The organism is Pseudomonas protegens (genome assembly GCF_003363755.1).
GTDB classification, from domain to species: Bacteria; Pseudomonadota; Gammaproteobacteria; order Pseudomonadales; family Pseudomonadaceae; genus Aquipseudomonas; species Aquipseudomonas danubii.
In genome coordinates, this window is record NZ_CP031396.1 from 3,065,828 (window position 1) to 3,090,266 (window position 24,439).

General features: G+C 63.4%; 31 protein-coding genes. 20 read left to right on the forward strand and 11 right to left on the reverse strand.

All coding sequences use genetic code 11. The annotated features are described in order from the left end of the window. Positions 1-53: 53 nt before the first annotated feature. From DWF74_RS13725 to pilG, 4 genes are all read right to left on the reverse strand, one after another. On the reverse strand, positions 54-2,117 hold the full coding sequence (locus DWF74_RS13725; RefSeq protein WP_110652425.1) for a methyl-accepting chemotaxis protein: 2,064 nt from the start codon (positions 2,115-2,117) through the stop codon (positions 54-56). A 140-nt stretch (positions 2,118-2,257) separates the two neighbouring features. After that, positions 2,258-2,797, reverse strand: coding sequence for a chemotaxis protein CheW (locus DWF74_RS13730; protein WP_102881161.1), 540 nt, complete (start codon positions 2,795-2,797; stop codon positions 2,258-2,260). 10 nt (positions 2,798-2,807) lie between these two features. Continuing rightward, the gene (pilH, locus tag DWF74_RS13735; protein ID WP_011064000.1) at positions 2,808-3,173 is read right to left on the reverse strand and encodes a twitching motility response regulator PilH; all 366 of its coding nucleotides are present in this window, start codon (positions 3,171-3,173) and stop codon (positions 2,808-2,810) included. A 57-nt stretch (positions 3,174-3,230) separates the two neighbouring features. Further along, entirely contained in the window at positions 3,231-3,635 is a 405-nt protein-coding gene (gene pilG, locus DWF74_RS13740; protein ID WP_025131048.1) for a twitching motility response regulator PilG, read from the reverse strand. A 236-nt stretch (positions 3,636-3,871) separates the two neighbouring features. Here pilG and gshB point away from each other — a divergent pair, with 236 nt between their 5' ends. The 7 genes from gshB (at position 3,872) to DWF74_RS13775 (ending at position 9,930) form a co-directional block, all read left to right on the forward strand. After that, positions 3,872-4,843, forward strand: a complete 972-nt coding sequence (gene gshB, locus DWF74_RS13745; protein WP_102881162.1) for a glutathione synthase — start codon at positions 3,872-3,874, stop codon at positions 4,841-4,843. Between the two features lie 130 nt (positions 4,844-4,973). Then, entirely contained in the window at positions 4,974-5,873 is a 900-nt protein-coding gene (locus DWF74_RS13750) for an energy transducer TonB (protein WP_102881163.1), read from the forward strand. A gap of 129 nt (positions 5,874-6,002) precedes the next feature. Next, positions 6,003-6,572: a YqgE/AlgH family protein gene (locus tag DWF74_RS13755; RefSeq protein WP_102862072.1), complete on the forward strand. Its 570-nt coding sequence runs from the start codon at positions 6,003-6,005 to the stop codon at positions 6,570-6,572. Further along, positions 6,572-7,009, forward strand: coding sequence for a Holliday junction resolvase RuvX (gene ruvX / locus DWF74_RS13760; RefSeq protein ID WP_102862073.1), 438 nt, complete (start codon positions 6,572-6,574; stop codon positions 7,007-7,009). Before DWF74_RS13755 ends, ruvX begins: the two co-directional genes overlap by 1 nt. A gap of 116 nt (positions 7,010-7,125) precedes the next feature. Continuing rightward, on the forward strand, positions 7,126-7,632 hold the full coding sequence (pyrR, locus tag DWF74_RS13765; RefSeq protein ID WP_060841533.1) for a bifunctional pyr operon transcriptional regulator/uracil phosphoribosyltransferase PyrR: 507 nt from the start codon (positions 7,126-7,128) through the stop codon (positions 7,630-7,632). Positions 7,633-7,657: 25 nt separating this feature from the next. Beyond that, positions 7,658-8,662, forward strand: coding sequence for an aspartate carbamoyltransferase catalytic subunit (locus DWF74_RS13770; RefSeq protein WP_011064007.1), 1,005 nt, complete (start codon positions 7,658-7,660; stop codon positions 8,660-8,662). Further along, positions 8,659-9,930 (forward strand): dihydroorotase, encoded by a 1,272-nt coding sequence (locus tag DWF74_RS13775; protein WP_115581138.1) that lies wholly within the window; start codon positions 8,659-8,661, stop codon positions 9,928-9,930. The genes DWF74_RS13770 and DWF74_RS13775 overlap by 4 nt, the downstream gene beginning before the upstream one ends. 127 nt (positions 9,931-10,057) lie before the next feature. On the opposite strand, the gene DWF74_RS13780 is transcribed toward DWF74_RS13775, so the two are convergent. Next, on the reverse strand, positions 10,058-10,477 hold the full coding sequence (locus tag DWF74_RS13780) for an NINE protein (RefSeq protein ID WP_102862075.1): 420 nt from the start codon (positions 10,475-10,477) through the stop codon (positions 10,058-10,060). A gap of 251 nt (positions 10,478-10,728) precedes the next feature. On the opposite strand from DWF74_RS13780, the gene DWF74_RS13785 reads away from it, so the two are divergent. Next, complete coding sequence (locus tag DWF74_RS13785) at positions 10,729-11,352, forward strand: C40 family peptidase (RefSeq protein WP_102862076.1); 624 nt, start codon at positions 10,729-10,731, stop codon at positions 11,350-11,352. A gap of 86 nt (positions 11,353-11,438) precedes the next feature. Here DWF74_RS13785 and DWF74_RS13790 read toward each other — a convergent pair whose 3' ends face one another. Continuing rightward, on the reverse strand, positions 11,439-12,473 hold the full coding sequence (locus tag DWF74_RS13790) for a type IV pilus twitching motility protein PilT (protein ID WP_115581139.1): 1,035 nt from the start codon (positions 12,471-12,473) through the stop codon (positions 11,439-11,441). 183 nt (positions 12,474-12,656) lie between these two features. Here DWF74_RS13790 and DWF74_RS13795 point away from each other — a divergent pair, with 183 nt between their 5' ends. The 11 genes from DWF74_RS13795 to DWF74_RS13845 all read left to right on the forward strand — a co-directional run bounded on the left by DWF74_RS13795 (position 12,657) and on the right by DWF74_RS13845 (position 20,206). Continuing rightward, positions 12,657-13,355: a YggS family pyridoxal phosphate-dependent enzyme gene (locus DWF74_RS13795; RefSeq protein WP_102862078.1), complete on the forward strand. Its 699-nt coding sequence runs from the start codon at positions 12,657-12,659 to the stop codon at positions 13,353-13,355. Between the two features lie 34 nt (positions 13,356-13,389). Further along, positions 13,390-14,208 (forward strand): pyrroline-5-carboxylate reductase, encoded by an 819-nt coding sequence (gene proC / locus DWF74_RS13800; RefSeq protein ID WP_102862079.1) that lies wholly within the window; start codon positions 13,390-13,392, stop codon positions 14,206-14,208. A gap of 24 nt (positions 14,209-14,232) precedes the next feature. Continuing rightward, the gene (locus DWF74_RS13805; protein ID WP_102862080.1) at positions 14,233-14,820 is read left to right on the forward strand and encodes a YggT family protein; all 588 of its coding nucleotides are present in this window, start codon (positions 14,233-14,235) and stop codon (positions 14,818-14,820) included. Further along, positions 14,820-15,113 (forward strand): DUF167 domain-containing protein, encoded by a 294-nt coding sequence (locus DWF74_RS13810; RefSeq protein WP_102862081.1) that lies wholly within the window; start codon positions 14,820-14,822, stop codon positions 15,111-15,113. Before DWF74_RS13805 ends, DWF74_RS13810 begins: the two co-directional genes overlap by 1 nt. A 163-nt stretch (positions 15,114-15,276) precedes the next feature. Next, entirely contained in the window at positions 15,277-16,416 is a 1,140-nt protein-coding gene (gene metX, locus DWF74_RS13815) for a homoserine O-succinyltransferase MetX (protein ID WP_102862082.1), read from the forward strand. Positions 16,417-16,423: 7 nt separating this feature from the next. Beyond that, positions 16,424-17,044 (forward strand): methionine biosynthesis protein MetW, encoded by a 621-nt coding sequence (gene metW, locus DWF74_RS13820; RefSeq protein WP_115581140.1) that lies wholly within the window; start codon positions 16,424-16,426, stop codon positions 17,042-17,044. A 26-nt stretch (positions 17,045-17,070) separates the two neighbouring features. Then, positions 17,071-17,505 carry a DUF4426 domain-containing protein gene (locus DWF74_RS13825; protein ID WP_115581141.1) on the forward strand — a complete coding sequence of 145 codons (435 nt, stop codon included), beginning with the start codon at positions 17,071-17,073 and terminating at the stop codon, positions 17,503-17,505. Beyond that, positions 17,502-18,098: an RdgB/HAM1 family non-canonical purine NTP pyrophosphatase gene (rdgB, locus tag DWF74_RS13830; RefSeq protein WP_025131031.1), complete on the forward strand. Its 597-nt coding sequence runs from the start codon at positions 17,502-17,504 to the stop codon at positions 18,096-18,098. The genes DWF74_RS13825 and rdgB overlap by 4 nt, the downstream gene beginning before the upstream one ends. Then, complete coding sequence (hemW, locus tag DWF74_RS13835) at positions 18,095-19,297, forward strand: radical SAM family heme chaperone HemW (RefSeq protein WP_115581142.1); 1,203 nt, start codon at positions 18,095-18,097, stop codon at positions 19,295-19,297. Before rdgB ends, hemW begins: the two co-directional genes overlap by 4 nt. 9 nt (positions 19,298-19,306) lie before the next feature. Next, entirely contained in the window at positions 19,307-19,630 is a 324-nt protein-coding gene (locus tag DWF74_RS13840; RefSeq protein ID WP_011064021.1) for a DUF3392 domain-containing protein, read from the forward strand. Positions 19,631-19,657: 27 nt separating this feature from the next. Next, on the forward strand, positions 19,658-20,206 hold the full coding sequence (locus tag DWF74_RS13845) for an RNA 2'-phosphotransferase (RefSeq protein ID WP_115581143.1): 549 nt from the start codon (positions 19,658-19,660) through the stop codon (positions 20,204-20,206). 79 nt (positions 20,207-20,285) lie between these two features. Here DWF74_RS13845 and trmB read toward each other — a convergent pair whose 3' ends face one another. The 4 genes from trmB to DWF74_RS13865 form a co-directional block, all read right to left on the reverse strand. Next, on the reverse strand, positions 20,286-21,011 hold the full coding sequence (gene trmB / locus DWF74_RS13850) for a tRNA (guanosine(46)-N7)-methyltransferase TrmB (protein WP_102862086.1): 726 nt from the start codon (positions 21,009-21,011) through the stop codon (positions 20,286-20,288). A gap of 9 nt (positions 21,012-21,020) precedes the next feature. Continuing rightward, complete coding sequence (locus tag DWF74_RS13855) at positions 21,021-21,815, reverse strand: thiazole synthase (RefSeq protein ID WP_007921204.1); 795 nt, start codon at positions 21,813-21,815, stop codon at positions 21,021-21,023. Positions 21,816-21,977: 162 nt separating this feature from the next. After that, entirely contained in the window at positions 21,978-22,178 is a 201-nt protein-coding gene (gene thiS / locus DWF74_RS13860; protein WP_162884096.1) for a sulfur carrier protein ThiS, read from the reverse strand. A gap of 71 nt (positions 22,179-22,249) precedes the next feature. Further along, positions 22,250-22,630 (reverse strand): DUF423 domain-containing protein, encoded by a 381-nt coding sequence (locus DWF74_RS13865; RefSeq protein ID WP_115581144.1) that lies wholly within the window; start codon positions 22,628-22,630, stop codon positions 22,250-22,252. A gap of 74 nt (positions 22,631-22,704) precedes the next feature. On the opposite strand from DWF74_RS13865, the gene mtgA reads away from it, so the two are divergent. Further along, complete coding sequence (mtgA, locus tag DWF74_RS13870; RefSeq protein ID WP_115581145.1) at positions 22,705-23,427, forward strand: monofunctional biosynthetic peptidoglycan transglycosylase; 723 nt, start codon at positions 22,705-22,707, stop codon at positions 23,425-23,427. A gap of 97 nt (positions 23,428-23,524) precedes the next feature. On the opposite strand, the gene rpoH is transcribed toward mtgA, so the two are convergent. Beyond that, complete coding sequence (gene rpoH, locus DWF74_RS13875) at positions 23,525-24,379, reverse strand: RNA polymerase sigma factor RpoH (protein ID WP_016967616.1); 855 nt, start codon at positions 24,377-24,379, stop codon at positions 23,525-23,527. Between the last annotated feature and the right edge of the window lie 60 nt (positions 24,380-24,439).

The window sequence follows — 24,439 nt, forward strand, 5'->3', positions numbered from 1 at the left end:
CCACTCCAGTCAAAACCTTCTGTGCTCGCCAGATCGCAAACGGGTTCCCAGCGTCAGCGGTTGTCATTCGGGGCCGGTCCCCGGGTCGCCGGCAGGGTAAAGCCGGATACAGAGCGGCGCAGTTGGCTGGCCATCTTCGCCAGGTTGCCGATGCTCTCGGCGGTCGCAGTGGAGCCGGACGAGGTTTGCGAGGTGATCTGCTGGATCACGTTCATGGTCAGGGAAATCTGACCGGCCGAGGAGGTCTGTTGCTGGGCCGCATTGGAGATGCTCTGGATCAGCGCCGCCAGGGTCCTGGATACGCCTTCGATTTCTTCCAGGGCCACCCCAGCGTCCTGGGCCAGGCGCGCACCGCGCACCACTTCGGTGGTGGTCTGCTCCATGGAGATCACCGCCTCGTTGGTATCGGTCTGGATCGCCCGCACCAGGGTCTCGATCTGTCGCGTGGCCGCCGAGGAGCGCTCCGCCAACCGTTGCACTTCATCGGCCACCACGGCAAAACCGCGCCCGGCATCCCCGGCCATGGAGGCCTGGATCGCCGCGTTGAGGGCCAGGATGTTGGTCTGGTCGGCAATGTCGTCGATCAGGCTGACGATATCGCCGATTTCCTGGGAAGACTCACCCAGACGCTTGATGCGCTTGGCGGTGTCCTGGATCTGTTCACGAATGTTGTCCATGCCGTGGATGGTGTTGTGCACCACTTCGTTGCCCTTGTTGGCGATCTCCACCGAGCGCTCGGCCACCGCCGAGGACTCCGCCGCGGTGGCCGAGACCTGATCGATGGACTGGGCAATGTCGTTGATCGCCGTGGAGGCTTCGCAAATCTGCTGCGCCTGATGCTCCGAGGCTTCCGCCAGTTGCATGGCGGTGGCCTGGGTTTCCTGCACCGCGCCGGCCACCTGACCCGCCGTGAGGTTGATGGTGGCCACCAGGTCGCGCAGTTGGTCGACGGAATAGTTGATGGAATCGGCAATGGTGCCGGTGAAGTCCTCGGTCACCGAAGCGGTCACTGTCAGGTCGCCGTCCGCCAGGTCCTCGATCTCATCCAGCAGACGCATGATCGCGTTCTGGTTGCGCTCGTTCTTCTCGGCGGTTTCCCGCAACTGGCGGTTGGTTTCGCGGACCATCACCAGGCCGATGAGGATGATCGACGCCAGTGCCAGCAGGCCCAGGACGTAACCGCCGATGGTGTCCAGCTTGCGGCTGCCGGCCAGGTTCTCGAAGCCGGTGGCCAGCAGCGAGGCTTCGTCCAGCAGGGTCTGGGACAGGCTGAAGATGTTGCTCGCCGATTCGCGGACCTGGAACAGCTCGGGCGAGGTTTCGAGGATCTCGTCCACGGAACCGGAAACGAACTCGAACAGTTCGGAAATCTCCGTCAGGCGGGACCGGGCGTCGAGGTCTTCGACCTGGCTGATCTTCAGCCCCGGGTTGCCTTGCAGCATGCCGTTGAGCACCTGGCCGAAACGCGCGGCATCGCGGCCGAATGCATCGGCGGCCTGCACGGCGTTTTCGTCGCCGGCCAGCACCGTATTCACCGCACCGAGAATCCGTTCGGCCAACAGCGACTGGCGCTGGGCCATGGCCACCTGGGCTGCCGGGGCGCCGCGCTGGAGCAGGATCTCCACCACCTTTTCGTATTCCACCTGCAACTGCGGCACGGTTTCCGCCAGGGTCGCAGCCACCTGATGCAGGGACAACACCGTCTGTTCGCTGGCCAGGATCGCGTCGGTGTTCTTCAGCAGTTTTTCCCAGTCCAGCTGTACGGCGCGCATTTCCTGGCGCAGGGCCACCGGGGCCCCGGGCAGGCCGGTGGCCGGGTCGCCCTTCTTCAGATAGCCCCAGCGCTGGGCAAAGTCGTTGCGTGCATCCCCCAGCAGCTTGAACGCCGCGGCCTTGCCCGCCGCCGCTTCGGTGGCGTTCTTGGCGATGCGCTGGGACAGCACCCGCAGCTCGCCGGCATGGCCGATGTACTGCTTGTCGTAGGTGGCCTGGGTATTGAGGTAAGCGAAGTTGGCGAACAGCAGCATGATGAACACGATCAGTGCGATGAACAGCACGATGATCTGCGAGCGACTGCGGGAGCCCTCCAGGGGCTTGCCGGTTTTGGCTTTGGTCATCGATCAGGCCTGTGGCGAGCGGGCGGTCCCGCGTTCGGGTCCCCGGGACGCACGCATCGCCAGGGCAGCATGGATTGATCCAGGAAGGCACGGGCCTGCCATGGCACTGCAAACGGGCTGCACAGCCGTCGGGGAGTCATTCATGCCGCCACCTCCAGGAACCCGGGAGAACGGGCCAGGGCGAAGGGGCTGAACACCTGCCAGACCTGATCACGACGGAACTGCCCTTGCAGGTAGGGATTGATCGCGGCGTCGCAGAATCCGCCAAGGCCGGGCTCCAGGCTGTCCTGGGCAAAGTGCTGCAGGCCGGCCACCTCATCCACCAGCAGGCCGGCGAACAGCTCTTTGTACTCCACCACCAGCACTCGCCGCTGCTTGCGCAGGGGCGACAGTTCATGACCGAAAAAACCGCACAGGTCCATGATCGGCAGCAGGCGCCCACGCAGGTTGGCCACGCCCTTGACCCAGGGTTTGACCCCGGGCAGCAGGGTGTAGCGCGGCTCGTGCAGGACCTCGCTGATCTCGCCCATGGCCGCGACGTACCAGTGCTCTCCCAGGCGGAAACCGATACCGCTCCAGCTGTGCTGGCGGGTTTCCTGGGACGGCAGGTCGGCAGCCAGCAGGCGGCAGCGCTGGTCGATCTCCAGCAGCAGCTCGAAGGCGGTCTGGGATTCGCTCATGGCCGGGCGATCAGCCGGCCAGGACGTTGTTCAGGGTCTTGATCAGGGTCTCTTCGTCCACCGGCTTGGTCAGGTAGTCCTTGGCGCCCTGGCGGGTGCCCCAGACCTTGTCGGTTTCCTGATCCTTGGTGGTGATGATGATCACCGGGATGTGGCTGGTCTCGGCGTCCTTGGTCAACTGCCGGGTGGCCTGGAAGCCGTTGAGGCCGGGCATGACGATGTCCATCAGCACCGCATCGGGTTTTTCTTCCCGGGCCAGGGCCACGCCATCGGCACCGTTCTCGGCCTTGAGCACTTCATGGCCGTGCTTTTCCAGCATGCCGGTGAGTTTGTACATTTCAGTCGGCGAGTCATCGACGATCAGAATACGAGCCATGGTCTTCCCCATACGGTATAGGCGCGCGGCCCGCGGGCCGGACGCCATTGTGCGTGTCTACTGTGGCGCAAGCGCGACAAAGTCCGGAACGTGGGCCTTGATTGCGCTCAGCAGTTCTTCCTTGCTGAAGGGTTTGGTCAAAAACTGGTCGGAGCCGACGATACGCCCCTTGGCCTTGTCGAACAGGCCGTCCTTGGAGGACAGCATGATCACGGGAATGGACTTGAACGCGCTGTGGTTCTTCACCAGCGCACAGGTCTGATAACCGTCGAGCCGCGGCATCATGATGTCGACGAAAATGATTCCGGGGTGGTGGTCGACGATCTTCGACAGCGCTTCGAAGCCGTCCACTGCGGTAATGACTTCACAGCCGACGTTCTTCAGCAGCATTTCGGCCGTGCGGCGAATCGTCTTCGAATCGTCGATCACCATCACCTTCAAGGCGTTGGAATGCTGTTCCATATCTGCTCTGCCATCGCCCCAGCGAATGATTTGATCCGGTACTGCTGGCCAACGCCCCAAACCCTTGAACTTCAAGGCCTCGGCCCGGCCTGCGAGCCTTTTTAGCACACTCTCCCCCCTGCAATCTATGGACCACGCCAGGCAGTGGTTTTTCCTTGACCCAGGCCCTTGTCAGCGCCACTCTGACGCCACTTTTTTTGCCTTGCTTCCACTCATTTTCTTAAAGGAATCCACCCATGAGCGTTCGCGTCGGGATTGTCATGGACCCTATCGCCAGCATTTCCTACAAGAAGGACAGCTCGCTGGCCATGCTGCTGGCCGCCCAGGAGCGCGGCTGGACCCTCTTCTATATGGAGCAGCGCGACCTGTACCAGGGCGCCGGCGTGGCCCGGGCGCGCATGCGGCCGCTGCAGGTGTTCGCCAACCCGGAGAAATGGTTCGAGCTGGACGCCGAGATCGACTGCCCGCTGAGCGATCTGGACGTGATCCTGATGCGCAAGGACCCGCCCTTCGACATGGAGTTCGTCTACTCCACCTACCTGCTGGAACAGGCCGAAAGCGCCGGCGTGCTGGTGGTCAACAAGCCCCAGAGCCTGCGCGACTGCAATGAAAAGCTGTTTGCCACCCTGTTCCCCCAGTGCACCCCGCCCACCGTGGTCAGCCGTCGCGCCGATGTATTGCGCGAGTTCGCCGCCCAGCATGGCGATGTGATTCTCAAGCCCCTGGACGGCATGGGCGGCACCTCGATCTTCCGTCACCGCGCCGGCGACCCGAACCTGTCGGTAATCCTGGAAACCCTGACCGTGCTCGGCAGCCAGCAGATCATGGCCCAGGCCTACCTGCCGGCCATCAAGGACGGCGACAAGCGCATCCTGATGATCGATGGCGAACCGGTGGATTACTGCCTGGCGCGCATCCCCGCCGCCGGTGAAACCCGTGGCAACCTGGCCGCCGGCGGTCGTGGCGAGGCCCGTCCACTGAGCGACAAGGATCGCTGGATTGCCGCTCAGGTCGGCCCGACTCTGCGGGCCAAGGGCCTGCTGTTCGTCGGCCTCGACGTGATCGGCGAGCACCTGACGGAAATCAACGTCACCAGCCCCACCTGCATCCGTGAAATCGACAATGCCTTCGGCACCCAGATCGGCGCGCGGCTGATGGATGCCATCGAACGTAAACTGCAAGCCGCCAGCAACAAGCCGCAAGCTTGATCTGCATCAAGCTGCAGCTTGTCGCTTGAAGCTTGGCACTCAAGGCTTGAAACCAACATTGCGTTATCATGCGCCGCCTGTGAAACCGTGATGTTGGTTGTGTGATGCCTCCTGTGATGTCGAACCGTCGATGAACCTCCCGTCCGATCTGCCCCCCGAGCTGGCCCATAGCGGCGTGCGCGCGGCCGATCGCCTGGGATTTACCCTGTTCCTGGCGGCGCTCCTGCACCTGGCACTGATCCTCGGCCTGGGCTTTTCCTTTGCCGAACCCAAGGCGATCAGCAAGACCCTGGAAATCACCCTGGCCACCTTCAAGAGCGAGACCAAGCCGAAGAAGGCCGACTTCCTCGCCCAGGAAAACCAGGAAGGCAGCGGCACCCTGGACAAGAAAGCCATTCCGAAAACCACCGAAGTCGCCCCCTTTCAGGACAACTCGGTGAAAAAGGTCGTGCCGCCACCGTCAGTCAAACCTGAAGTCAAGGAAGTCGCGCCCAAAGCGGCCGTGGCCACCACCGCGCCGAAGCCGAAAAAGACCGTGACCCAGCGTGAAGAGGTCAAGAAAGACCCGACGCCCAAGGCCGATACCCCGCGTTTCGACAGCGCCCAACTGTCCAGCGAGATTTCCAGCCTGGAAGCCGAACTGGCCAACGAACAGCAGCTGTACGCCAAGCGTCCACGCATCCACCGCCTGAGCGCCGCCTCCACCATGCGCGACAAGGGCGCCTGGTATAAGGACGAGTGGCGCAAGAAGGTCGAGCGCATCGGCAACCTCAACTACCCCGAGGAAGCCCGGCGCAAGCAGATCTACGGCAACTTGCGGCTGATGGTCTCGATCAACCGCGACGGTTCCCTGTACGAAGTGCTGGTGCTGGAGTCCTCCGGTCAGCCGCTGCTGGACCAGGCCGCCCAACGCATCGTGCGCCTGGCGGCGCCGTTCGCCCCCTTTACCGGCGATCTGTCGGACATCGACCGCCTGGAAATCATCCGCACCTGGCGCTTCGCCCGGGGCGACAAACTGTCCAGCAACTGATCGTTCGCCCCTGCGGCCTCGAAGAGGCCCGACAGAGTGGCGCAAATCCCAATGACGCCTTCGCTGGCAAGCCAGCTCCTGCACAGGGCGCGCTTGTCAGCCGGGCCCGCCACCGCCACACTAGCGCTCATGAAAAATGTCAGCCCCAGCTATCTCAAGCATCACTTCCTGATCGCCATGCCCCATATGGCCGACCCGAATTTTGCCCAGACGTTGACCTATATCGTCGAGCACAATGCCAGCGGCGCCATGGGCCTGGTGATCAATCGGCCCCTGGACCTGAGCCTGGCCGATATCCTCGAACAATTGCGCCCCGACGAAGAACCGTCGCTGCTGTGCCAGCATGTGCCGATCTTCAGCGGCGGCCCGGTGCAGACTGATCGCGGTTTTGTCCTGCACCCCAACGGCCCGATCTATCAGGCCACGGTGGAATTCGAAGGACTGTCCCTGTCCACCTCCCAGGATGTGCTGTTCGCCATTGCCGACGGCGTGGGCCCGGCCAAGAGCCTGATCGCCCTGGGCTATGCCGGCTGGGAAGCCGGGCAGCTGGAAGCCGAACTGGCGGACAACGCCTGGCTGACCTGCCCCTTCGACGCCGACATCCTGTTCAACACCAGCAGCGAATTGCGCCTGGAAGCCGCCGCCCGGCACCTGGGGGTCAACCTCAGCCTGCTCACCAGCCAGGCGGGGCACGCCTGATGGCCTTGCGACTGATCCTGGGCTTCGACTACGGCACCAAGCAGATCGGCGTTGCCGTCGGCCAGGCCATCACCGGCCAGGCCCGGGAGCTGTGCACCTTGAAGGCGCAGAACGGCGTGCCGGACTGGAATCAGGTGCAAGCGCTGATGACGGAATGGAAACCCGACGCCGTGGTGGTGGGCCTGCCCCTGAACATGGACGGCAGCCCCAGCGACATGTGCGTGCGCGCCGAGAAGTTCGCCCGGCGCCTGAACGGCCGCTTCAATGTGCCCTTCTATACCCACGATGAACGCCTGACCACCTTCGAGGCCAAGGGCGAACGCCTGGCCCGGGGCGGGCAGAAAGGCAGTTACCGCGACAACCCGGTAGACGCCATCGCCGCGGCCCTGCTGCTGCAGGGCTGGCTCGACGAAAACGCCACGCTGTTGAATACCTGAGATCCCGAATCCTGAAGATGCGCGGCCCAAGGCTGCGCGCCTCCTGGCCCAACACCAGCCGTAAGTTCCCGTGCCCTGCTGCCCGGCAGCAGGCGCGAGCCCACGAAGGAGCCACCATGAGCCTGCCCAATCCCGCCGCCCTGATCAGCCAGATGGCCACTGATCTCAACGCCCACCTGGCCCAGCGCGCCATCAGCGAGCCGCGCTTCATCGGTATCCGTACCGGTGGCGTGTGGGTGGCCCAGGCCCTGTTGGAAGCCCTGGGCAGCGACGCCCCCCTGGGCACCCTGGATGTGTCCTTCTACCGCGACGACTTCAGCCAGAACGGCCTGCACCCGCAAGTTCGCCCTTCGGAACTGCCGTTCGAGATCGAAGGCCAGCATCTGGTGCTGATCGATGACGTGCTGATGAGCGGCCGGACCATCCGCGCCGCCCTCAACGAGCTGTTCGACTATGGCCGTCCAGCCAGCGTGACCCTGGTCTGCCTGCTGGACCTGAACGCCGCCGAGCTGCCGATTCGTCCGAATGTGGTGGGCGCGACCCTGTCGCTGGCCGCCCACGAGCGGGTAAAATTGTCCGGTCCTGCGCCGCTTCAACTCGAGCTCCAAGACCTCGCCCTCTAACTCGCCCTTTTAAGAGTCCATTGCGATGACGCCTCTAGACGCCAAGCGCCCGCTGCAGCTCAACGATCAGGGCCAGCTGCGCCATTTCCTGTCCCTCGACGGCCTGAACCGCGAGCTGCTGACAGAAATCCTCGACACCGCCGACTCCTTCCTCGAAGTCGGCGCCCGGGCGGTCAAGAAAGTCCCGCTGCTGCGCGGCAAGACCGTGTGCAACGTGTTCTTCGAGAACTCCACCCGGACCCGCACCACCTTCGAACTGGCGGCCCAGCGGCTGTCGGCGGACGTGATCACCCTGAATGTCTCGACCTCCTCGGCGAGCAAGGGTGAAACCCTGCTGGATACCCTGCGCAACCTGGAAGCCATGGCCGCCGACATGTTCGTGGTACGCCACGGCGACTCCGGCGCCGCGCACTTCATCGCCGAACACGTGTGCCCTCAGGTAGCGATCATCAACGGCGGCGACGGCCGTCACGCCCACCCGACCCAGGGCATGCTCGACATGCTGACCATCCGCCGGCACAAGGGCGGCTTCGAGAACCTCTCGGTGGCCATCGTCGGCGACATCCTGCACTCGCGGGTAGCCCGCTCGAACATGCTGGCGCTGAAAACCCTCGGCTGCCCGGACATCCGCGTGATCGCACCGAAAACCCTGCTGCCCATCGGCATCGAGCAGTATGGGGTCAAGGTCTACACCGACATGACCGAAGGCCTGAAAGACGTGGACGTGGTGATCATGCTGCGCCTGCAACGTGAGCGCATGCAGGGCGGCCTGCTGCCCAGCGAAGGCGAGTTCTACCGCCTGTTCGGCCTGACCACCGCACGCCTGGCCGGGGCCAAGCCCGACGCCATCGTCATGCACCCGGGCCCGATCAACCGCGGCGTGGAGATCGAATCGGCGGTGGCCGACGGTCCGCACTCGGTGATCCTCAATCAGGTGACCTACGGCATTGCAGTGCGCATGGCCGTGCTGTCCATGGCCATGAGCGGGCAGACCGCCCAGCGACAATTCGAGCAGGAGAACGCCCAGTGAAGCTCAGCATTCTCGGCGCCCGCGTCATCGATCCAAGCAGCGGCCTGGATCAAACCACTGATCTGCACCTGGAAGCCGGCAAGATCGTCGCCATCGGCGCCGCCCCCAATGGTTTCAATGCCGTCACTATCATCGACGCCAAGGGCCTGGTGGCCGCGCCCGGCCTGGTGGACCTGAGCGTGGCCCTGCGCGAGCCGGGCTACAGCCGCAAGGGCAGCATCGCCAGCGAAACCCGCGCCGCCGCGGCCGGTGGCGTCACCAGCCTGTGCTGCCCGCCGCATACCAAACCGGTACTGGATACCTCGGCCGTGGCCGAACTGATCCTCGACCGCGCCCGGGAAGCCGGCAACAGCAAAGTCTTCCCGATCGGGGCTCTGAGCAAGGGCCTGGAAGGCGAGCAGTTGGCCGAGCTGATCGCGTTGCGTGACGCCGGCTGCGTGGCCTTCGGCAATGGCCTGGACGGTTTCCGCAGCACCCGCACCCTGTGCCGCGCCCTGGAATACGCCGCCACCTTCGACCTGACGGTGATCTTCCACTCCCAGGACCGCGACCTGGCCGAAGGCGGCCTGGCCCATGAAGGTGCTACCGCCAGCTTCCTCGGTTTGCCGGGGATTCCCGAAAGCGCGGAAACCGTGGCCCTGGCCCGGGACCTGCTGCTGGTGGAACAAAGCGGCGTGCGCGCTCACTTCAGCCAGCTGACCAGCGCCCGGGGCGTTGAGCTGATCGCCCAGGCCCAGGCCCGCGGCCTGCCAGTGACCGCCGATGTGGCGCTGTATCAGTTGATCCTCACCGATGAGGCGCTGATCGACTTCTCCAGCCTGTATCACGTGCAGCCGCCACTGCGCTCGCGGGCCGACCGTGATGCCCTGCGCGAGGCGGTGAAGTCCGGGGTGGTGCAAGCCATCTCCAGCCATCACCAGCCCCACGAGCGCGATGCCAAGCTGGCGCCGTTCGGAGCCACCGAGCCCGGCATCAGCAGCGTCGAGTTGCTGCTGCCACTGGCCCTGACCCTGGTTCAGGACGGTTTACTGGACCTGCCGACCCTGCTGGCGCGCCTCAGCGCTGGTCCTGCCGAGGCCTTGCGCCTGCCGGCGGGCAAGCTGGTGGAAGGGGGTGCAGCGGACCTGGTGCTGTTCGACCCGGCCAGTTCCACCGTGGCCGGCGAGCGCTGGCTGTCCAAGGGCGAGAACTGCCCATTCCTCGGCCATAGCCTGCCGGGCGCCGTGCGCTACACCCTGGTGGATGGGCATATCAGCTATCAAGGCTGATTGCCTGGCTGGCGCCCTGTAGCCGCTGCCGCAGGCTGCAAACGGCTCCGAAGGAGCCGCCGCTCCTGATGGCCGCCTGCGGCAACAGCCCCATGCAACGCCATCACCGCCTGCGCCGCTGACTGGATCAGCGGCGTTTGGCGTTTTCCAGGGAGACCTGGTCGTTCAGGGTCCAGAAGTCGTACAGCACCCCCAGGAAGAACAAACCACCGGTGAACAGGTAGAGCACACCGCTCAGCCATTTGCCCTGGTACATGCGATGTACGCCAAATACCCCGAGGAAGGTCAGCAGAATCCAAGCCACGCTGTATTCCACGGGACCAGAGGTAAAGCGCAAGTCCGCTTCCCGGTCCATGGACGGGATCAGGAACAAGTCGATCAGCCAGCCAATGCCCAATAGACCAAGGGTGAAGAACCAAATGGTCCCGGTCACCGGCTTGCCGTAATAGAAGCGGTGAGCGCCGGTAAAACCGAGAATCCACAACAGGTAACCGATCACCTTGCTGTGGGTGTCATGGGCAGATGCATCCTGACGATAGGTGTTCATTAAGAGCCTCTTGCTAGGTGATAGATAAATATTCTTAAAATCTTTGTGACTTTTTTACAGGCTTTCGACGTGTGGACAATGTTACCTTCTGTTCCGCCAAAGCCTTGTACTGCCTGACTTCTGACGGTTTTCTGCGTCAAGTTGCCACCTCTTTGCCGAAGTTGACCCCAAGGTTGAATCGACAAACGGCCACGGAAGTGACCTGAAAGCTGTTATAAAGTTGCGCGCTAACCAAATAAGAGCCTTGCCTAATGCGACCATTTTTCAAGACATGGCTAACCATTTGCCTATTAATGCCACTGGCCGCCCACGCCACCAACCGTGAGCAACGACTTCCCAACGTTAATGGCTACACCCCGAAACCCCATGTTTCGACGGTCACCGCCAAGAACAAGACCACCATCAAGCACCCCACCCGCCTGAGCAAGGCCGACAGCAAGCTGGTGGCCAACAACGCCGGCCGGCCAAGCACCACTGTCCTCAGCCGTGCGGTCAATGTGCTGGGCACCCCCTATCGTTGGGGCGGCAGCAGCCCAAGTAAAGGCTTCGATTGCAGCGGCCTGGTGCGCTACGCCTTCAATGACGTCGCCGCCGTGGACCTGCCACGCACCTCCAACGCCATGGCCAGCGGCCACGGGCAGAAGGTCGAGCGCAAGGACCTGAAGCCGGGCGATCTGCTGTTCTTCAACATCAAGAGCCGCAAGGTCAACCACGTCGCCATCTACCTGGGCGAAGACCGCTTTATCCACGCCCCACGGCGCGGCAAGGCAGTGACCATCGACACCCTGAAGAAACCCTACTGGCAGAGCCACTACGTGGTTGCCAAGCGGGTACTGCCCAAGGAACAGGCACCTCTGCGGGTCGTGCAGCGCTGATCTGCTGATTCGCCCATTCGCCGGCAAGCCGGCTCCTACACCCACCTGTAGGAGCCGGCTTGCCGGCGAATGCATTTCCAGCCCTGTCAAAAGCTCTCCGGCATCCGGGCCTGCTCCCGCGCCTGTTCACGGCTGATCAGCCCTTGCCCCAGCAATGCCTTGAGGCTCATGTCCAGGGTGCGCATGCCCTGGGCCCCGCCGGTCTGGATCGCCGAATACATCTGCGCCACCTTGTCCTCGCGAATCAGGTTACGGATCGCCGCATTGCCCAGCATGATTTCGTGAGCCGCCACCCGCCCACCGCCCACTTTCTTCAGCAACACCTGGGCAATGACCGCCTGCAGCGACTCGGCCAGCATCGAGCGCACCAGGGCCTTTTCCTCCCCCGGGAACACGTCCACCAGCCGGTCGATGCTCTTGGCCGCGGATGCAGTGTGCAGGGTGGCGAACACCAGGTGCCCGGTTTCGGCGGCGGTCAGGGCCAGGCGAATGCTTTCCAGATCGCGCAACTCTCCCAGCAGGATCACGTCCGGGTCCTCCCGCAGCGCCGCACGCAAGGCGGTGGCGAAACTGCGGGTATCACGCGGCACCTCGCGCTGGTGGATCAGGCAACTTTTCTGCGGATGAATGAACTCGATGGGGTCTTCGAGGGTGAGGATGTGCTGCTGCCGATGCTGGTTCAGGTGATCGATCATCGCCGCCAGGGTGGTGGACTTGCCGCTACCGGTGGGCCCGGTGACCAGCACCAGCCCCCGAGGCGCTTCGGCAATCTGCTGAAACACTTGCCCCAGTCCCAACGCCTCCAGGCTCTGTACCCGTGACGGGATCAGGCGCAGCACTGCAGCCGCTCCCCGGACGTGCTGGAAGGCATTGACCCGGAACCGCGCCACGCCCGGCAGTTCGTAGGCAAAGTCCAGATCCTGCTGGCTGGCGAATACCTGCCGCTGTGGCTCGCTCATCAGGCCATGCATCAAGGACAGCACCTGCTGTGCATCCAGGGCCGGGCTGTCCAGCGGACGAATATCGCCATCAATGCGCAACATCGGCGCCAGTCCGGCAGACAGATGCAAGTCGGAAGCACCCCGGGAGATGCTCAAAGTCAGGAGTTCGGTGATGTCCATAGTGCACCCCAATTCCAGTAGAATGCCGCGAGCTTCAGACCCAGCCGCCATGCCGGGCAATGACCGGCGCGGCCCTTGAGCGATGCTCGGGCCGGTCGACAATCAGGGTCTGGTGGATTCATGCGGCGGTTGGCGGCCAAGGTCACAGGCTCCCGGTCGCCGGTACTTTTGAGAAGAAATCGAATGTCCACGATAGCAGACAACATTGCCCAGCTAGCCGAGCGCATCCGCAGCGCCTGCCAGGCCGTACAGCGTGCCCCGGACAGCGTCATGCTGCTGGCCGTGAGCAAGACCAAACCCGCCGCCGCCCTGCGCGAAGCCTATGCCGCCGGCCTGCGGGACTTCGGCGAGAACTACCTGCAAGAAGCCCTGGGCAAACAACAGGAACTGGCGGACCTGCCCTTGAGTTGGCACTTCATCGGCCCCATTCAGTCGAACAAGACTCGCGCCATTGCCGAGCACTTTGCCTGGGTGCATTCCGTGGATCGCTTGAAAATCGCACAACGCCTGTCCGAGCAACGCCCTGCCGAGCTGCCGCCGCTGAACATCTGCATCCAGGTGAATGTCAGTGGCGAAGCCAGCAAGTCCGGCTGTACCCCGGCCGACCTGCCAGACCTGGCCAGGGCCATCAGCGCCTTGCCACGCCTGCAACTGCGCGGGCTGATGGCGATTCCCGAGCCCACCGAGGACCGCGCCGCCCAGGAAGCCGCCTTCGCGGCGGTGCAGGCCCTGAACAACCAACTGCGCGACAACCTCAAGCTGCCCCTGGACACCCTTTCCATGGGCATGAGCCACGACCTCGAAGCGGCCATCGCCCAGGGCGCCACCTGGGTGCGGATCGGTACCGCACTGTTTGGTGCCCGCGACTACAGTCAGTCCTAATGCGACTGACCCTGACCTCTCATAAGGACCTGTCATGAACACGACTCGTATCGCTTTTATCGGCGCCGGCAACATGGCGGCCAGCCTCATCGGTGGCCTGCGGGCCAAAGGCCTTGAGGCGGCACAGATCCGTGCCAGTGACCCCGGCGCCGAAACCCGGGCCAAGGTGGCTGCCGAACACGGCATCCAGGTGTTCGCCGACAACGCCGAAGCCATCGCCGGCGTCGATGTGATCGTCCTGGCGGTCAAACCCCAGGCCATGAAAGCCGTGTGCGAAGCCCTGCGCCCGAGCCTGCAGCCGCAGCAGCTGGTGGTGTCCATTGCCGCCGGCATCACCTGCGCCAGCATGAACCACTGGCTCGGCGAGCAACCGATCGTGCGCTGCATGCCCAACACCCCGGCGCTGCTGCGCCAGGGCGTCAGCGGCCTGTATGCCACCGCCCAGGTCAGCCCTGAACAGCGCCATCAGGCCGAAGAACTGCTGTCCGCCGTGGGCATCGCCCTGTGGCTGGATCAAGAGCAACAACTGGACGCTGTGACCGCGGTGTCCGGCAGCGGCCCGGCGTATTTCTTCCTGCTGATCGAAGCCATGACCGCCGCTGGCGAAAAGCTCGGCCTGCCTCGGGAAACCGCCGCCCAACTGACCCTGCAGACCGCCCTGGGGGCGGCTCACATGGCAGTGTCCAGTGACGTCGACGCCGCCGAGCTGCGCCGCCGCGTAACGTCGCCAGCCGGCACCACGGAAGCCGCGATCAAATCGTTCCAGGCCAACGGCTTTGAAGCCCTGGTGGAAAAAGCATTGGGTGCCGCCGCGCACCGCTCGGCCGAAATGGCCGAACAACTCGGTCGTTAACTCGCCCCTACAAAGGAATCGATAATGTTCGGACTCAACGACGCTGCCATTTTTGTGATTCAGACCCTGGGCAGCCTGTACCTGCTGGTGGTCCTGCTGCGCTTCATGCTGCAAGTGGTGCGGGCGAACTTCTACAACCCTATCTGCCAGTTCATCGTGCGCGCCACCCAGCCATTGCTCAAACCCCTGCGCCGGGTGATCCCCAGCATGTTCGGGCTCGACATGTCCTCGCTGGTCCTGGCCCTGATCGTCCAAATGGCGCTGTTCGCCATCGTCCTGACCCTCAGCCAAATCTCCTTCAATGCCCTGGGACTGCTGCTGTGGGCGCCGATCGGGATCTTTGCGCTGTTCCTGAAGATCTGGTTCTTCGCCATGATCATCAGCGTGATCCTGTCCTGGGTCGCTCCTGGCAGCCAGAGCCCGGGCGCGGAACTGGCCTACCAGATCAGCGAGCCGCTGCTGGCCCCATTCCGGCGCATCGTGCCCAACCTGGGCGGCCTGGACATCTCGCCGATCCTGGCCTTCATCGTGATCCAGCTGGTGCAACAGTGGCTGATTCCGCGCCTGGCGCTCTACACCTTCATGCCCCCTGAGTTGTTCGGGCTGATCTGATGAGCTACTTCCGCTGGGACGGTGACGATCTGATTCTCGATTGTCACCTGCAACCCAAGGCCAGCAGCGACGAGTTCGCTGGCCTGCATGGGGAGCGGCTGAAGATCCGCCTCACCGCCCCGCCTGTGGAGGGCAAGGCCAATGCTCACTTGATGGGGTTCCTGGCCAAGGCTTTCGGCATTCCCAAGAGCCACGTCAGCCTGGTCAGTGGCGAGTTGAACCGGCAGAAGCGCGTGCGCCTGCAAGCGCCGAAGAAGCTGCCGGATCTGCCGGGGCTGGCGCGCCCTGCCTGATTCTTCGGCAAGCCGGCTCCTACGTCCCAGGTCCGCTGTAGGCGCTGGCTTGCCAGCGAATCTCACCCCGCCATTTCTCCAACCAAATACAGCCCCGGGCTTTGCTTGCCGCTGGGGGCAGCGGTCTTTAGACTTACGCCTCATTTAAATGAGAGCAGGGTCGATGCCAACTGCCTTTCCCCCCGATTCTGTTGGTCTGGTCACGCCAGAAATAGCGCACTTCAGCGATCCTCTGGCCCTGGCCTGCGGACGCGCGCTACCGGCCTACGACCTGATCTACGAAACCTATGGTCAGCTCAACGCCAGCGCCAGCAACGCGGTGCTGATCTGCCACGCCCTGTCCGGCCATCATCACGCCGCCGGCTACCACAGCGTCGATGACCGCAAGCCCGGTTGGTGGGACAGCTGCATCGGTCCCGGCAAGCCCATCGATACCAACAAGTTCTTCGTGGTCAGCCTCAACAACCTCGGCGGTTGCAACGGCTCCACCGGCCCCAGCAGCCTCAATCCGGAAACCGGCAAGCCGTTCGGCGCCGATTTCCCGGTGCTCACCGTGGAAGACTGGGTGCACAGCCAGGCGCGCCTGGCGGACCGCCTGGGCATTGCCCAGTGGGCAGCGGTGATCGGCGGCAGCCTGGGCGGCATGCAGGCCCTGCAATGGACCATCACCTACCCGGACCGGGTACGGCACTGCCTGGCCATCGCCTCGGCGCCCAAGCTCTCGGCGCAGAACATCGCCTTCAACGAAGTGGCGCGCCAGGCGATTCTCACCGACCCGGAGTTCCACGGCGGTTCTTTCCAGGAACAAGGCGTGATCCCTAAACGCGGGCTGATGCTGGCGCGCATGGTCGGGCACATCACCTACCTGTCCGATGACTCCATGGGCGAGAAATTCGGCCGCGGTCTCAAGAGCGAAAAGCTCAACTACGACTTCCACAGCGTCGAATTCCAGGTGGAAAGCTACCTGCGCTACCAGGGCGAAGAGTTTTCCGGGCGTTTCGACGCCAACACCTACCTGCTGATGACCAAGGCCCTGGACTATTTCGACCCGGCGGCGAACTTTGACGACGATCTGGCCAAGACCTTCGCCAACGCCAGCGCCAAGTTCTGCGTGATGTCCTTCACCACCGACTGGCGCTTCTCCCCGGCCCGTTCCCGGGAGCTGGTGGACGCGCTGATGGCGGCGCGCAAGGACGTCTGCTACCTGGAGATCGACGCACCCCAGGGGCACGACGCCTTCCTGATCCCGATCCCGCGCTACTTGCAGGCCTTTAGTCACTACATGAACCGCATTACCTTGTGAGGACACGATGAGAGCCGATCTGGAAATCATCCAGGAATGGATCCCCGCCGGCAGCCGCGTCCTCGACCTGGGCTGCGGTAACGGCGAGCTGCTGAGCTGGCTGCAGGAACACAAGCAAGTCACCGGCTACGGCCTGGAAAACGACCCGGACAACATTGCCGAGTGCGTGGCCAAGGGCATCAACGTGATCGAGCAGGACCTGGACAAGGGTCTGGGCAACTTCGCCAGCAACAGCTTCGATATCGTGGTCATGACCCAGGCCCTGCAGGCCGTGCACTACCCGGACAAGATCCTCGACGAAATGCTCCGGGTCGGCCGCCAGTGCATCATCACTTTCCCCAACTTCGGCCACTGGCGCTGCCGCTGGTACCTGGCCAGCAAGGGGCGGATGCCGGTCTCGGAGTTCCTGCCGTACACCTGGTACAACACGCCGAACATCCACTTCTGCACCTTCGAGGACTTCGAAGAGCTGTGCCGCGAGCGCCAAGCCCGGGTGATCAACCGCCTTGCCGTCGATCAACAACACCATCACGGGTGGGCCAGTAAGCTATGGCCTAATCTGTTGGGAGAGATCGGCATCTACCGCGTCAGCAGTCCCGGCCTGCAAGATCACAAGGTCGCGGTATAAACCACGTTGCATCGAGGAGAACCATCATGGGACGTCTGGTGACATTTCTATTGGCTGCCTGCCTGAGCTTCAGTGCCCTGGCGGCAGACCCGATCAAGAGCGAGCGCAAGGAGGTGTTCGGTGACATCACCGTGCACTACAACACCTTCAACTCCACCTACCTGCAACCTGACGTCGCCAGGGCCGCGGAGCTGGTTCGCAGCAAGAGCCAGGGCGTGATCAACGTCTCCCTGATCAAGGATGGCAAGCCGCTGGTCGGCCAGGTCAGCGGTACGGTCAAGGACCTGACCAGCAAGAGCATCCCGCTGAAATTCCGCCAGATCACCGAACAGGGCGCGATCTACTACATCGCCCAGTTCCCAGTGGAACAGCAGGAAACCCGTACCTTCACCATCACCGTGCAAACGGGTGGCGATACCAACAGCTTCAGCTTCAACCAAGAGCTATTCCCGGGCGAATAATGAACCTTACGCAACTCGTACTGGCCAGCCACAACGCCGGCAAACTCAAAGAACTCCAGGCCATGCTCGGCGCCTCGGTGCAACTGCGCTCGATCGGCGAGTTCAGCAGCGTCGAGCCGGAAGAAACCGGTCTGTCGTTCGTCGAAAACGCCATCCTCAAGGCGCGCAATGCCGCACGCATTTCCGGCCTGCCGGCACTGGCGGACGATTCCGGCCTGGCGGTGGACTTTCTCGGCGGCGCGCCGGGCATCTACTCGGCGCGCTATGCCGACGGCCAGGGCGACGCGGCGAACAACGCCAAGCTGCTCGAAGCCCTGAAAGACGTCCCCGAAGCCCAGCGCGGCGCGCAGTTCGTCTGCGTCCTGGCCCTGGTGCGGCACGCCGACGATCCGTTGCCGATCCTCTGCGAAGGCCTGTGGCACGGGCGCATCCTCACCGCCGCCAGTGGCGAACACGGTTTCGGCTACGACCCGTTGTTCTGGGTGCCGGAACGTGACTGCTCCAGCGCCGAGCTGGGCCCCGTGGAGAAAAACCAGCTCAGCCACCGCGCCCGCGCCATGGCCATTCTGCGGCAACGCCTGGGCCTGAAATGAGCCAGGACCGATCCGCGTCGCCGCTGATTCTCGGCGGCGCGCCAACGCCTCGGGCGGCGCTGCCCCAGTTGCCGCCCCTGGCGCTGTACATCCACATCCCGTGGTGTGTACGCAAATGCCCTTATTGCGATTTCAACTCCCACGCCGCCAGCCCGACGTTGCCGGAAGAAGAGTACGTCGACGCCCTGCTGGCCGACCTCGACCTGGAGCTGCACGCGGTGCATGGCCGCGAGCTGAGCTCGATCTTCTTCGGCGGCGGCACCCCGAGCCTGTTCAGCGCCCAGGCCCTGGGGCGGCTGCTCCAGGGCGTGGAACAACGCATCGCCTTCGCCAGCGATATCGAAATCACCCTGGAAGCCAACCCCGGGACCTTCGAGCAGGAGAAATTCACCGCCTATCGCGCCCTGGGAATCAACCGCCTGTCCATCGGCATCCAGAGCTTCCAGGAACAGAAGCTCAAGGCCCTGGGCCGCATCCACAACGGTGACGAAGCGGTACGCGCCGCCGGCATGGCGCGCCAGGCCGGGTTCGACAACTTCAACCTGGACCTGATGCACGGCTTGCCGGATCAGTCCCTGGACGATGCCCTGGGCGATCTGCGTCAGGCCATTGCGATGAAGCCGACCCACCTGTCCTGGTATCAGCTGACCCTGGAACCCAACACGGTGTTCTGGAACCAGCCGCCGGTGCTGCCGGAGGACGACACCCTGTGGGATATCCAGGAAGCCGGCCAGGCACTGCTGGCCGAGCATGGCTACGCCCAGTATGAAGTGTCGGCCTACGCCCAGCCCGGACGCGCGGCGCGGCACAACCTGAACTACTGGAGCTTCGGCGACTTCATCGGCATCGGTGCCGGCGCCCACGGCAAGCTCAGCCACCCGGACGGGCGCATTCTGCGCACCTGGAAGACCCGCCTGCCCAAGGACTACCTGAACCCGGCCAAGCCGTTCAAGGCTGGCGAGAAGACCCTGGGCAACGACGAGCTGCCGTTCGAGTTCCTGATGAACGCCCTGCGCCTCACCGATGGCGTCGACGCCGCACTGTTCGCCCAGCGCACCGGCCTGGATCTGGCCAGCCTTGCCGAAGGTCGGCGTCAGGCCGAACAAAGTGGCTTGTTGCAGGTCGAACCGTCACGCCTGGCGGCCACGGCCCGCGGGCAACTCTTCCTCAATGACCTGCTGCAATACTTTCTGATCTAAGGAAATCACATGGATCTGGTACTCGACCTGCTTGCCACCGTGTCCCGCTGGAGTCGCAGCAACCTCTCGGAAATCGCCCTGGCATTGGTGGGCTGCCTGCTGGTGCTGTTCGGCGCGGACATCAAGGGTTGGGTCGAGCAGCGCCTGGGCGGCATCGCCGGTGCCCTGCGCGTGCCGCTGATGGCCCTGCTGTGCATGGTCGGCAGCGGCCTGGCGCTGATCTACGCCACGCCGTGGATCGTCCGCGGCCTGAGCCAGTTCAACAACTACAGCCTGGCGCCAGTGCTGCTGGTGGTGCTGGTGCTGATTGGCGTGGTCGCCGACCGCCGCTGACCTGCAGCCCGCTATTCAAGGAAGAACATGAGCAAGAAAGTCATCGAAGACACCAGCAAGTTCCTCAGCTACGTGCTGCGCCACGAGCCCCAGGCCATCGGTCTTGAGCTGGACAGCCAAGGCTGGGGCGATCTCGACGCACTGATCAGCGGCGCGGCCAAGAACGGCCGGCAACTGAGCCGGGAACTGATCGAGCGGGTGGTCGAAGGCAACGACAAGAAGCGCTTCGCCCTCTCCGCTGACGGCCAGCAAATCCGCGCCGTTCAGGGACACTCCAACAAGGCCGTGCAATTGCAGCTTGAGGCAAAGCAACCGCCCGCCGTGCTCTACCACGGCACTGCCACGCGCTTCATGGAGTCGATCAATGAGAAGGGGCTGATCCCGGGCTCACGCCATCACGTGCACCTGTCCCAGGAAATCGACACCGCCCGGGCCGTGGGCCAGCGTTACGGCAAGGTGGTGATCCTGCAGATCGACGCCCAGGCCATGCAGGCCCAGGGTTTCACCTTCTATCAGGCAGAGAATGGGGTGTGGCTGACCGACCAGGTGCCGGTCAGTTTCATCAAAGCCTTGTAGGAGTCAGCTGGCTGGCGAAGGCGTCCTTGAGGGCACCTTCGCTAGCAAACCAGCGCCTACAACAGCGGCTGTACGGGGCTCAGTCGAGCTTTTCGAACTTCAGATCCCACACACCATGGCCCAGGCGCTCGCCACGACGCTCGAACTTGGTGATCGGGCGTTCAGCCGGGCGCGGCACGCACTTGCCGTCTTCGGCCAGGTTGCGGTAACCCGGGGCGACGTTCATCACCTCCAGCATGTATTCGGCATAGGGCTCCCAGTCGGTGGCCATGTGCAGAATGCCGCCCACCTTGAGCTTGCTGCGCACCAGTTCGGCGAAAGAGGCCTGGACGATGCGGCGCTTGTGGTGCCGGCTCTTGTGCCACGGATCGGGGAAGAACAGCATCAGCCGATCCAGGCTGTTGTCGGCGATACAGCGATTGAGCACTTCAATCGCGTCGCAATCGTAGACCCGCAGGTTGGTCAGGCCCTGAGTCAGCACGCCATTGAGCAGCGCGCCGACGCCCGGACGGTGAACTTCCACACCAATGAAGTCCTGCTCCGGAGCCGCCGCGGCCATTTCCAGCAGCGAGTGGCCCATGCCGAAGCCGATTTCCAAAGAGCGCGGCGCTGAACGGCCGAACACCTGGTCGTAGTCCACCGGGGCGTCAGCCAGGGGCAGCACATACAGCGGCGCGCCCTGATCCAGGCCGCGCTGCTGGCCTTCGGTCATGCGCCCGGCGCGCATCACGAAACTCTTGATGCGGCGGTGTTGGCGCTCGTCGCCGGCTTCCGGCTGGATTGGCGTGTCGTTTGATTCAGTCATCAATGGCTCTTACTTGATCAGACCATCCAGCGGCGAAGAGGCGCTGGCATAGAGTTTCTTCGGCATGCGACCGGCGAGGTACGCCAGGCGGCCCGCGACAATTGCGTGTTTCATGGCTTCGGCCATCAGCACCGGTTGCTGCGCATGGGCGATGGCCGAGTTCATCAGCACCGCTTCACACCCCAGCTCCATGGCGATGGTGGCGTCGGAGGCAGTGCCGACACCGGCATCCACCAGCACCGGGACCTTGGCTTCTTCGAGGATGATCTGCAGGTTGTACGGGTTGCAGATCCCCAGCCCGGTGCCGATCAGGCCCGCCAGGGGCATGACCGCGATGCAGCCCATTTCCGCCAGTTGGCGAGCGATGATCGGGTCATCGCTGGTGTAGACCATCACGTCGAAACCTTCCTTGACCAGCACTTCGGCGGCCTTGAGGGTTTCCAGCACGTTGGGGAACAGGGTCTTCTGGTCGGCCAGGACTTCCAGCTTGACCAGGTTGTGGCCGTCTAGCAGTTCGCGAGCCAGGCGGCAGGTGCGTACCGCTTCCACTGCGTCATAGCAGCCGGCGGTGTTGGGCAGGATGGTGTAGCGATCCGGTGGCAGGATATCCAGCAGGTTCGGTTCGCCCGGGTTCTGGCCGATATTGGTCCGGCGCACGGCGACGGTGACGATCTCGGCACCCGAGGCCTCGATGGCCAGGCGGGTTTCTTCCATGTCGCGGTACTTGCCGGTGCCTACCAGCAAACGCGACTGGTACGTCCGACCGGCCAGGACGAAAGGCTTGTCACTACGAACGTTGCTCATCGGAAATCCTCTGTTGGGGTGAGGTTCTTGCAGAATTCTGTATCAGGCCCGGGGCCCTGGAGCCCTCATTCCGGGGCCGGTGAACGCGTCTTCCATGGGAGAGGCCCGGAGCCGGGCCAGGGCGCTGCGCGGAATACGTAGCAGCGCGATTGACGCCAGTGGCTAGCCGCCGCCGATGGCGTGGACCACTTCCACCTGGTCGCCCTCGTTGAGGGCGGTCTCGGCGTGCTGGCTGCGCGGAACGATATCCAGATTGAGTTCCACCGCGATCCGGCGTCCGGTCAGGTCCAGACGGGTCAGCAGGGCCGCAACGGTCGAGCCGTCGGGCAGTTCAAAGGATTCACCGTTCAACTGAATGCGCATGCTCGAGGCCGCCATCATTTTTAGGGGCCAGCATTCTAGCCCGATCGTGACCTAAAGGTCAGCTACAAGCGTCAGCCGGCCCCTTGCAGGCGCCAGGCGGCAAGGCCCAGCAGAAACCAGCCAACCAGGAAGGCCAGGCCACCGAAGGGGGTGATGATGCCCAGCTTGCTGATGCCGCTCAGGGTCAGCAGGTACAGGCTGCCGGAGAACAACAGGATGCCCAGGGTGAACGCGATACCGGCCCAGGTCACCAGCCGCCCTGGAATATGCGCCGCCAGCAAGGCGACGCCGAACAGCGCCAGGGTATGCACCAGCTGGTAAGTGACCCCTGTATGAAAAATAGCCAAGCACTCGGTGCTCAGGCGGTTTTTCAGACCGTGAGCGGCAAAGGCGCCGAGGGCGACCCCGGTGAAACCGAAGAAAGCGGCCAGCATCAGGAAGCCACGCAACATGAGGAACTCCAGTCAGATTCAGCGCAAAGGGTCTGTATAATGGCGCGCTCAACGGGTTCGGCCAAGCCATCTCTATGCTGCGTTATCTGTTTCGTCGCCTTGTAAAAGCCTTGATGTGGTTCGTCGTCGGTAGCGTGCTGCTGGTGCTGCTGTTCCGTTTCGTGCCGCCGCCGGGCACCGCCCTGATGGTGGAGCGCAAGGTCGAATCCTGGATCGACAACGACACCATCGACCTGCAACGCACCTGGAAGCCTTGGGATGAAATCTCCGACAACCTCAAGGTGGCGGTGATCGCCGGCGAGGATCAGAAATTCCCCGAGCATTGGGGCTTTGATATCGATGCAATCCAGGCAGCGTTGATCCACAACGAACGGGGCGGTTCGATCCGTGGTGCCAGCACCCTGAGTCAGCAAGTGTCGAAAAACCTGTTCCTCTGGTCCGGCCGCAGCTACTTGCGCAAGGGGCTGGAAGCCTGGTTCACCGCGCTGATCGAGGTGTTCTGGCCCAAGCAGCGGATTCTTGAGGTCTACCTCAACAGTGTCGAATGGGATGAAGGGGTGTTCGGGGCAGAAGCCGCGGCGCGCCATCACTTCGGCGTCAGCGCGGCCAACCTGTCACGCCAGCAAGCCAGCCTGCTGGCCGCTGTCCTGCCCAATCCAAGGGTGTGGAGCGCAGCGCGGCCCAGCACTTATGTGATGCAGCGGGCGGGCTGGGTTCGGCGGCAGATGAGCCAGTTGGGTGGGGCTGATTACCTGAATCGGTTGAATGAAGCCCGTAAAGCGCCGTGGGCGGGTTAGGTAAACCAGGCCTATTCGCCGACAAGCCACCCCTACAAAAGACGCGCAAACAAAAACGCCCCGATCATCTCGGGGCGTTTTGCATGACGCTTCAGGCTTAAGCGGCGATGGACAGCTTCAACTTGTTCATCGCGCTCTTTTCCAGCTGGCGGATACGCTCGGCCGAAACGTTGTACTTCTGCGCCAGGTCGTGCAGCGTGGCTTTCTCTTCGGCCAGCCAGCGCTGGTAGAGGATGTCACGGCTGCGCTCGTCCAGCACTTCCAGCGCTTCGTGCAGGTTGTGGGTGGAGTTGTCGCTCCAATCGGCATCTTCCAGTTGCAGCGCCGGGTCGTAGCGATGGTCTTCCAGGTAGTTGGCCGGCGATTGGAAGGCGCTGTCATCATCCGCTTCAGCAGCCGGATCGAAGGCCATGTCCTGGCCGGTCAGACGGCTTTCCATCTCGCGCACTTCACGGGGCTCAACGCCCAGGCTCTCCGCCACGCGATGCACTTCTTCATTGTTCAGCCAGGCCAGACGCTTCTTCTGGCTGCGCAGGTTGAAAAACAGCTTGCGCTGAGCCTTGGTGGTCGCGACTTTCACAATCCGCCAGTTACGCAGGATGAACTCGTGAATTTCCGCCTTGATCCAGTGCACCGCAAAGGACACCAGGCGCACACCCATTTCCGGGTTGAAGCGCTTCACGGCTTTCATCAGGCCAACGTTGCCTTCCTGGATCAGGTCAGCCTGGGCCAACCCGTAGCCGGAATAGCTACGGGCGATATGTACGACAAAACGCAGGTGGGCGAGCACCATCTGCCGAGCCGCCTCAAGATCCTGCTCATAGTAGAGACTCTCGGCCAGTTCACGCTCCTGCTCGGGCGTCAGCAATGGAATGCTGTTCACCGTGTGCACATAGGCCTCCAGGTTTGCGCCTGGAACCAATGCGTAAGCAGGTTGCAAAGAAGTGGTCATACGAAAAAACCTCCGACTCACATAACTCGTGCAGTTCAGCACTGCGAAAATTGACCGGAA

Excerpts from the sequence above, each read along its gene's own strand:
- DWF74_RS13725 (WP_110652425.1), bottom strand. The coding sequence starts at position 2,117 with ATGACCAAAGCCAAAACCGGCAAGCCCCTGGAGGGCTCCCGCAGTCGC.
- DWF74_RS13730 (WP_102881161.1), bottom strand. The coding sequence starts at position 2,797 with ATGAGCGAATCCCAGACCGCCTTCGAGCTGCTGCTGGAGATCGACCAG.
- pilH (WP_011064000.1), bottom strand. The coding sequence starts at position 3,173 with ATGGCTCGTATTCTGATCGTCGATGACTCGCCGACTGAAATGTACAAA.
- pilG (WP_025131048.1), bottom strand. The coding sequence starts at position 3,635 with ATGGAACAGCATTCCAACGCCTTGAAGGTGATGGTGATCGACGATTCG.
- gshB (WP_102881162.1), top strand. The coding sequence starts at position 3,872 with ATGAGCGTTCGCGTCGGGATTGTCATGGACCCTATCGCCAGCATTTCC.
- DWF74_RS13750 (WP_102881163.1), top strand. The coding sequence starts at position 4,974 with ATGAACCTCCCGTCCGATCTGCCCCCCGAGCTGGCCCATAGCGGCGTG.
- DWF74_RS13755 (WP_102862072.1), top strand. The coding sequence starts at position 6,003 with ATGAAAAATGTCAGCCCCAGCTATCTCAAGCATCACTTCCTGATCGCC.
- ruvX (WP_102862073.1), top strand. The coding sequence starts at position 6,572 with ATGGCCTTGCGACTGATCCTGGGCTTCGACTACGGCACCAAGCAGATC.
- pyrR (WP_060841533.1), top strand. The coding sequence starts at position 7,126 with ATGAGCCTGCCCAATCCCGCCGCCCTGATCAGCCAGATGGCCACTGAT.
- DWF74_RS13770 (WP_011064007.1), top strand. The coding sequence starts at position 7,658 with ATGACGCCTCTAGACGCCAAGCGCCCGCTGCAGCTCAACGATCAGGGC.
- DWF74_RS13780 (WP_102862075.1), bottom strand. The coding sequence starts at position 10,477 with ATGAACACCTATCGTCAGGATGCATCTGCCCATGACACCCACAGCAAG.
- DWF74_RS13785 (WP_102862076.1), top strand. The coding sequence starts at position 10,729 with ATGCGACCATTTTTCAAGACATGGCTAACCATTTGCCTATTAATGCCA.
- DWF74_RS13790 (WP_115581139.1), bottom strand. The coding sequence starts at position 12,473 with ATGGACATCACCGAACTCCTGACTTTGAGCATCTCCCGGGGTGCTTCC.
- DWF74_RS13795 (WP_102862078.1), top strand. The coding sequence starts at position 12,657 with ATGTCCACGATAGCAGACAACATTGCCCAGCTAGCCGAGCGCATCCGC.
- proC (WP_102862079.1), top strand. The coding sequence starts at position 13,390 with ATGAACACGACTCGTATCGCTTTTATCGGCGCCGGCAACATGGCGGCC.
- DWF74_RS13805 (WP_102862080.1), top strand. The coding sequence starts at position 14,233 with ATGTTCGGACTCAACGACGCTGCCATTTTTGTGATTCAGACCCTGGGC.
- DWF74_RS13810 (WP_102862081.1), top strand. The coding sequence starts at position 14,820 with ATGAGCTACTTCCGCTGGGACGGTGACGATCTGATTCTCGATTGTCAC.
- metX (WP_102862082.1), top strand. The coding sequence starts at position 15,277 with ATGCCAACTGCCTTTCCCCCCGATTCTGTTGGTCTGGTCACGCCAGAA.
- metW (WP_115581140.1), top strand. The coding sequence starts at position 16,424 with ATGAGAGCCGATCTGGAAATCATCCAGGAATGGATCCCCGCCGGCAGC.
- DWF74_RS13825 (WP_115581141.1), top strand. The coding sequence starts at position 17,071 with ATGGGACGTCTGGTGACATTTCTATTGGCTGCCTGCCTGAGCTTCAGT.
- hemW (WP_115581142.1), top strand. The coding sequence starts at position 18,095 with ATGAGCCAGGACCGATCCGCGTCGCCGCTGATTCTCGGCGGCGCGCCA.
- DWF74_RS13840 (WP_011064021.1), top strand. The coding sequence starts at position 19,307 with ATGGATCTGGTACTCGACCTGCTTGCCACCGTGTCCCGCTGGAGTCGC.
- DWF74_RS13845 (WP_115581143.1), top strand. The coding sequence starts at position 19,658 with ATGAGCAAGAAAGTCATCGAAGACACCAGCAAGTTCCTCAGCTACGTG.
- trmB (WP_102862086.1), bottom strand. The coding sequence starts at position 21,011 with ATGACTGAATCAAACGACACGCCAATCCAGCCGGAAGCCGGCGACGAG.
- DWF74_RS13855 (WP_007921204.1), bottom strand. The coding sequence starts at position 21,815 with ATGAGCAACGTTCGTAGTGACAAGCCTTTCGTCCTGGCCGGTCGGACG.
- thiS (WP_162884096.1), bottom strand. The coding sequence starts at position 22,178 with ATGCGCATTCAGTTGAACGGTGAATCCTTTGAACTGCCCGACGGCTCG.
- DWF74_RS13865 (WP_115581144.1), bottom strand. The coding sequence starts at position 22,630 with ATGTTGCGTGGCTTCCTGATGCTGGCCGCTTTCTTCGGTTTCACCGGG.
- mtgA (WP_115581145.1), top strand. The coding sequence starts at position 22,705 with ATGCTGCGTTATCTGTTTCGTCGCCTTGTAAAAGCCTTGATGTGGTTC.
- rpoH (WP_016967616.1), bottom strand. The coding sequence starts at position 24,379 with ATGACCACTTCTTTGCAACCTGCTTACGCATTGGTTCCAGGCGCAAAC.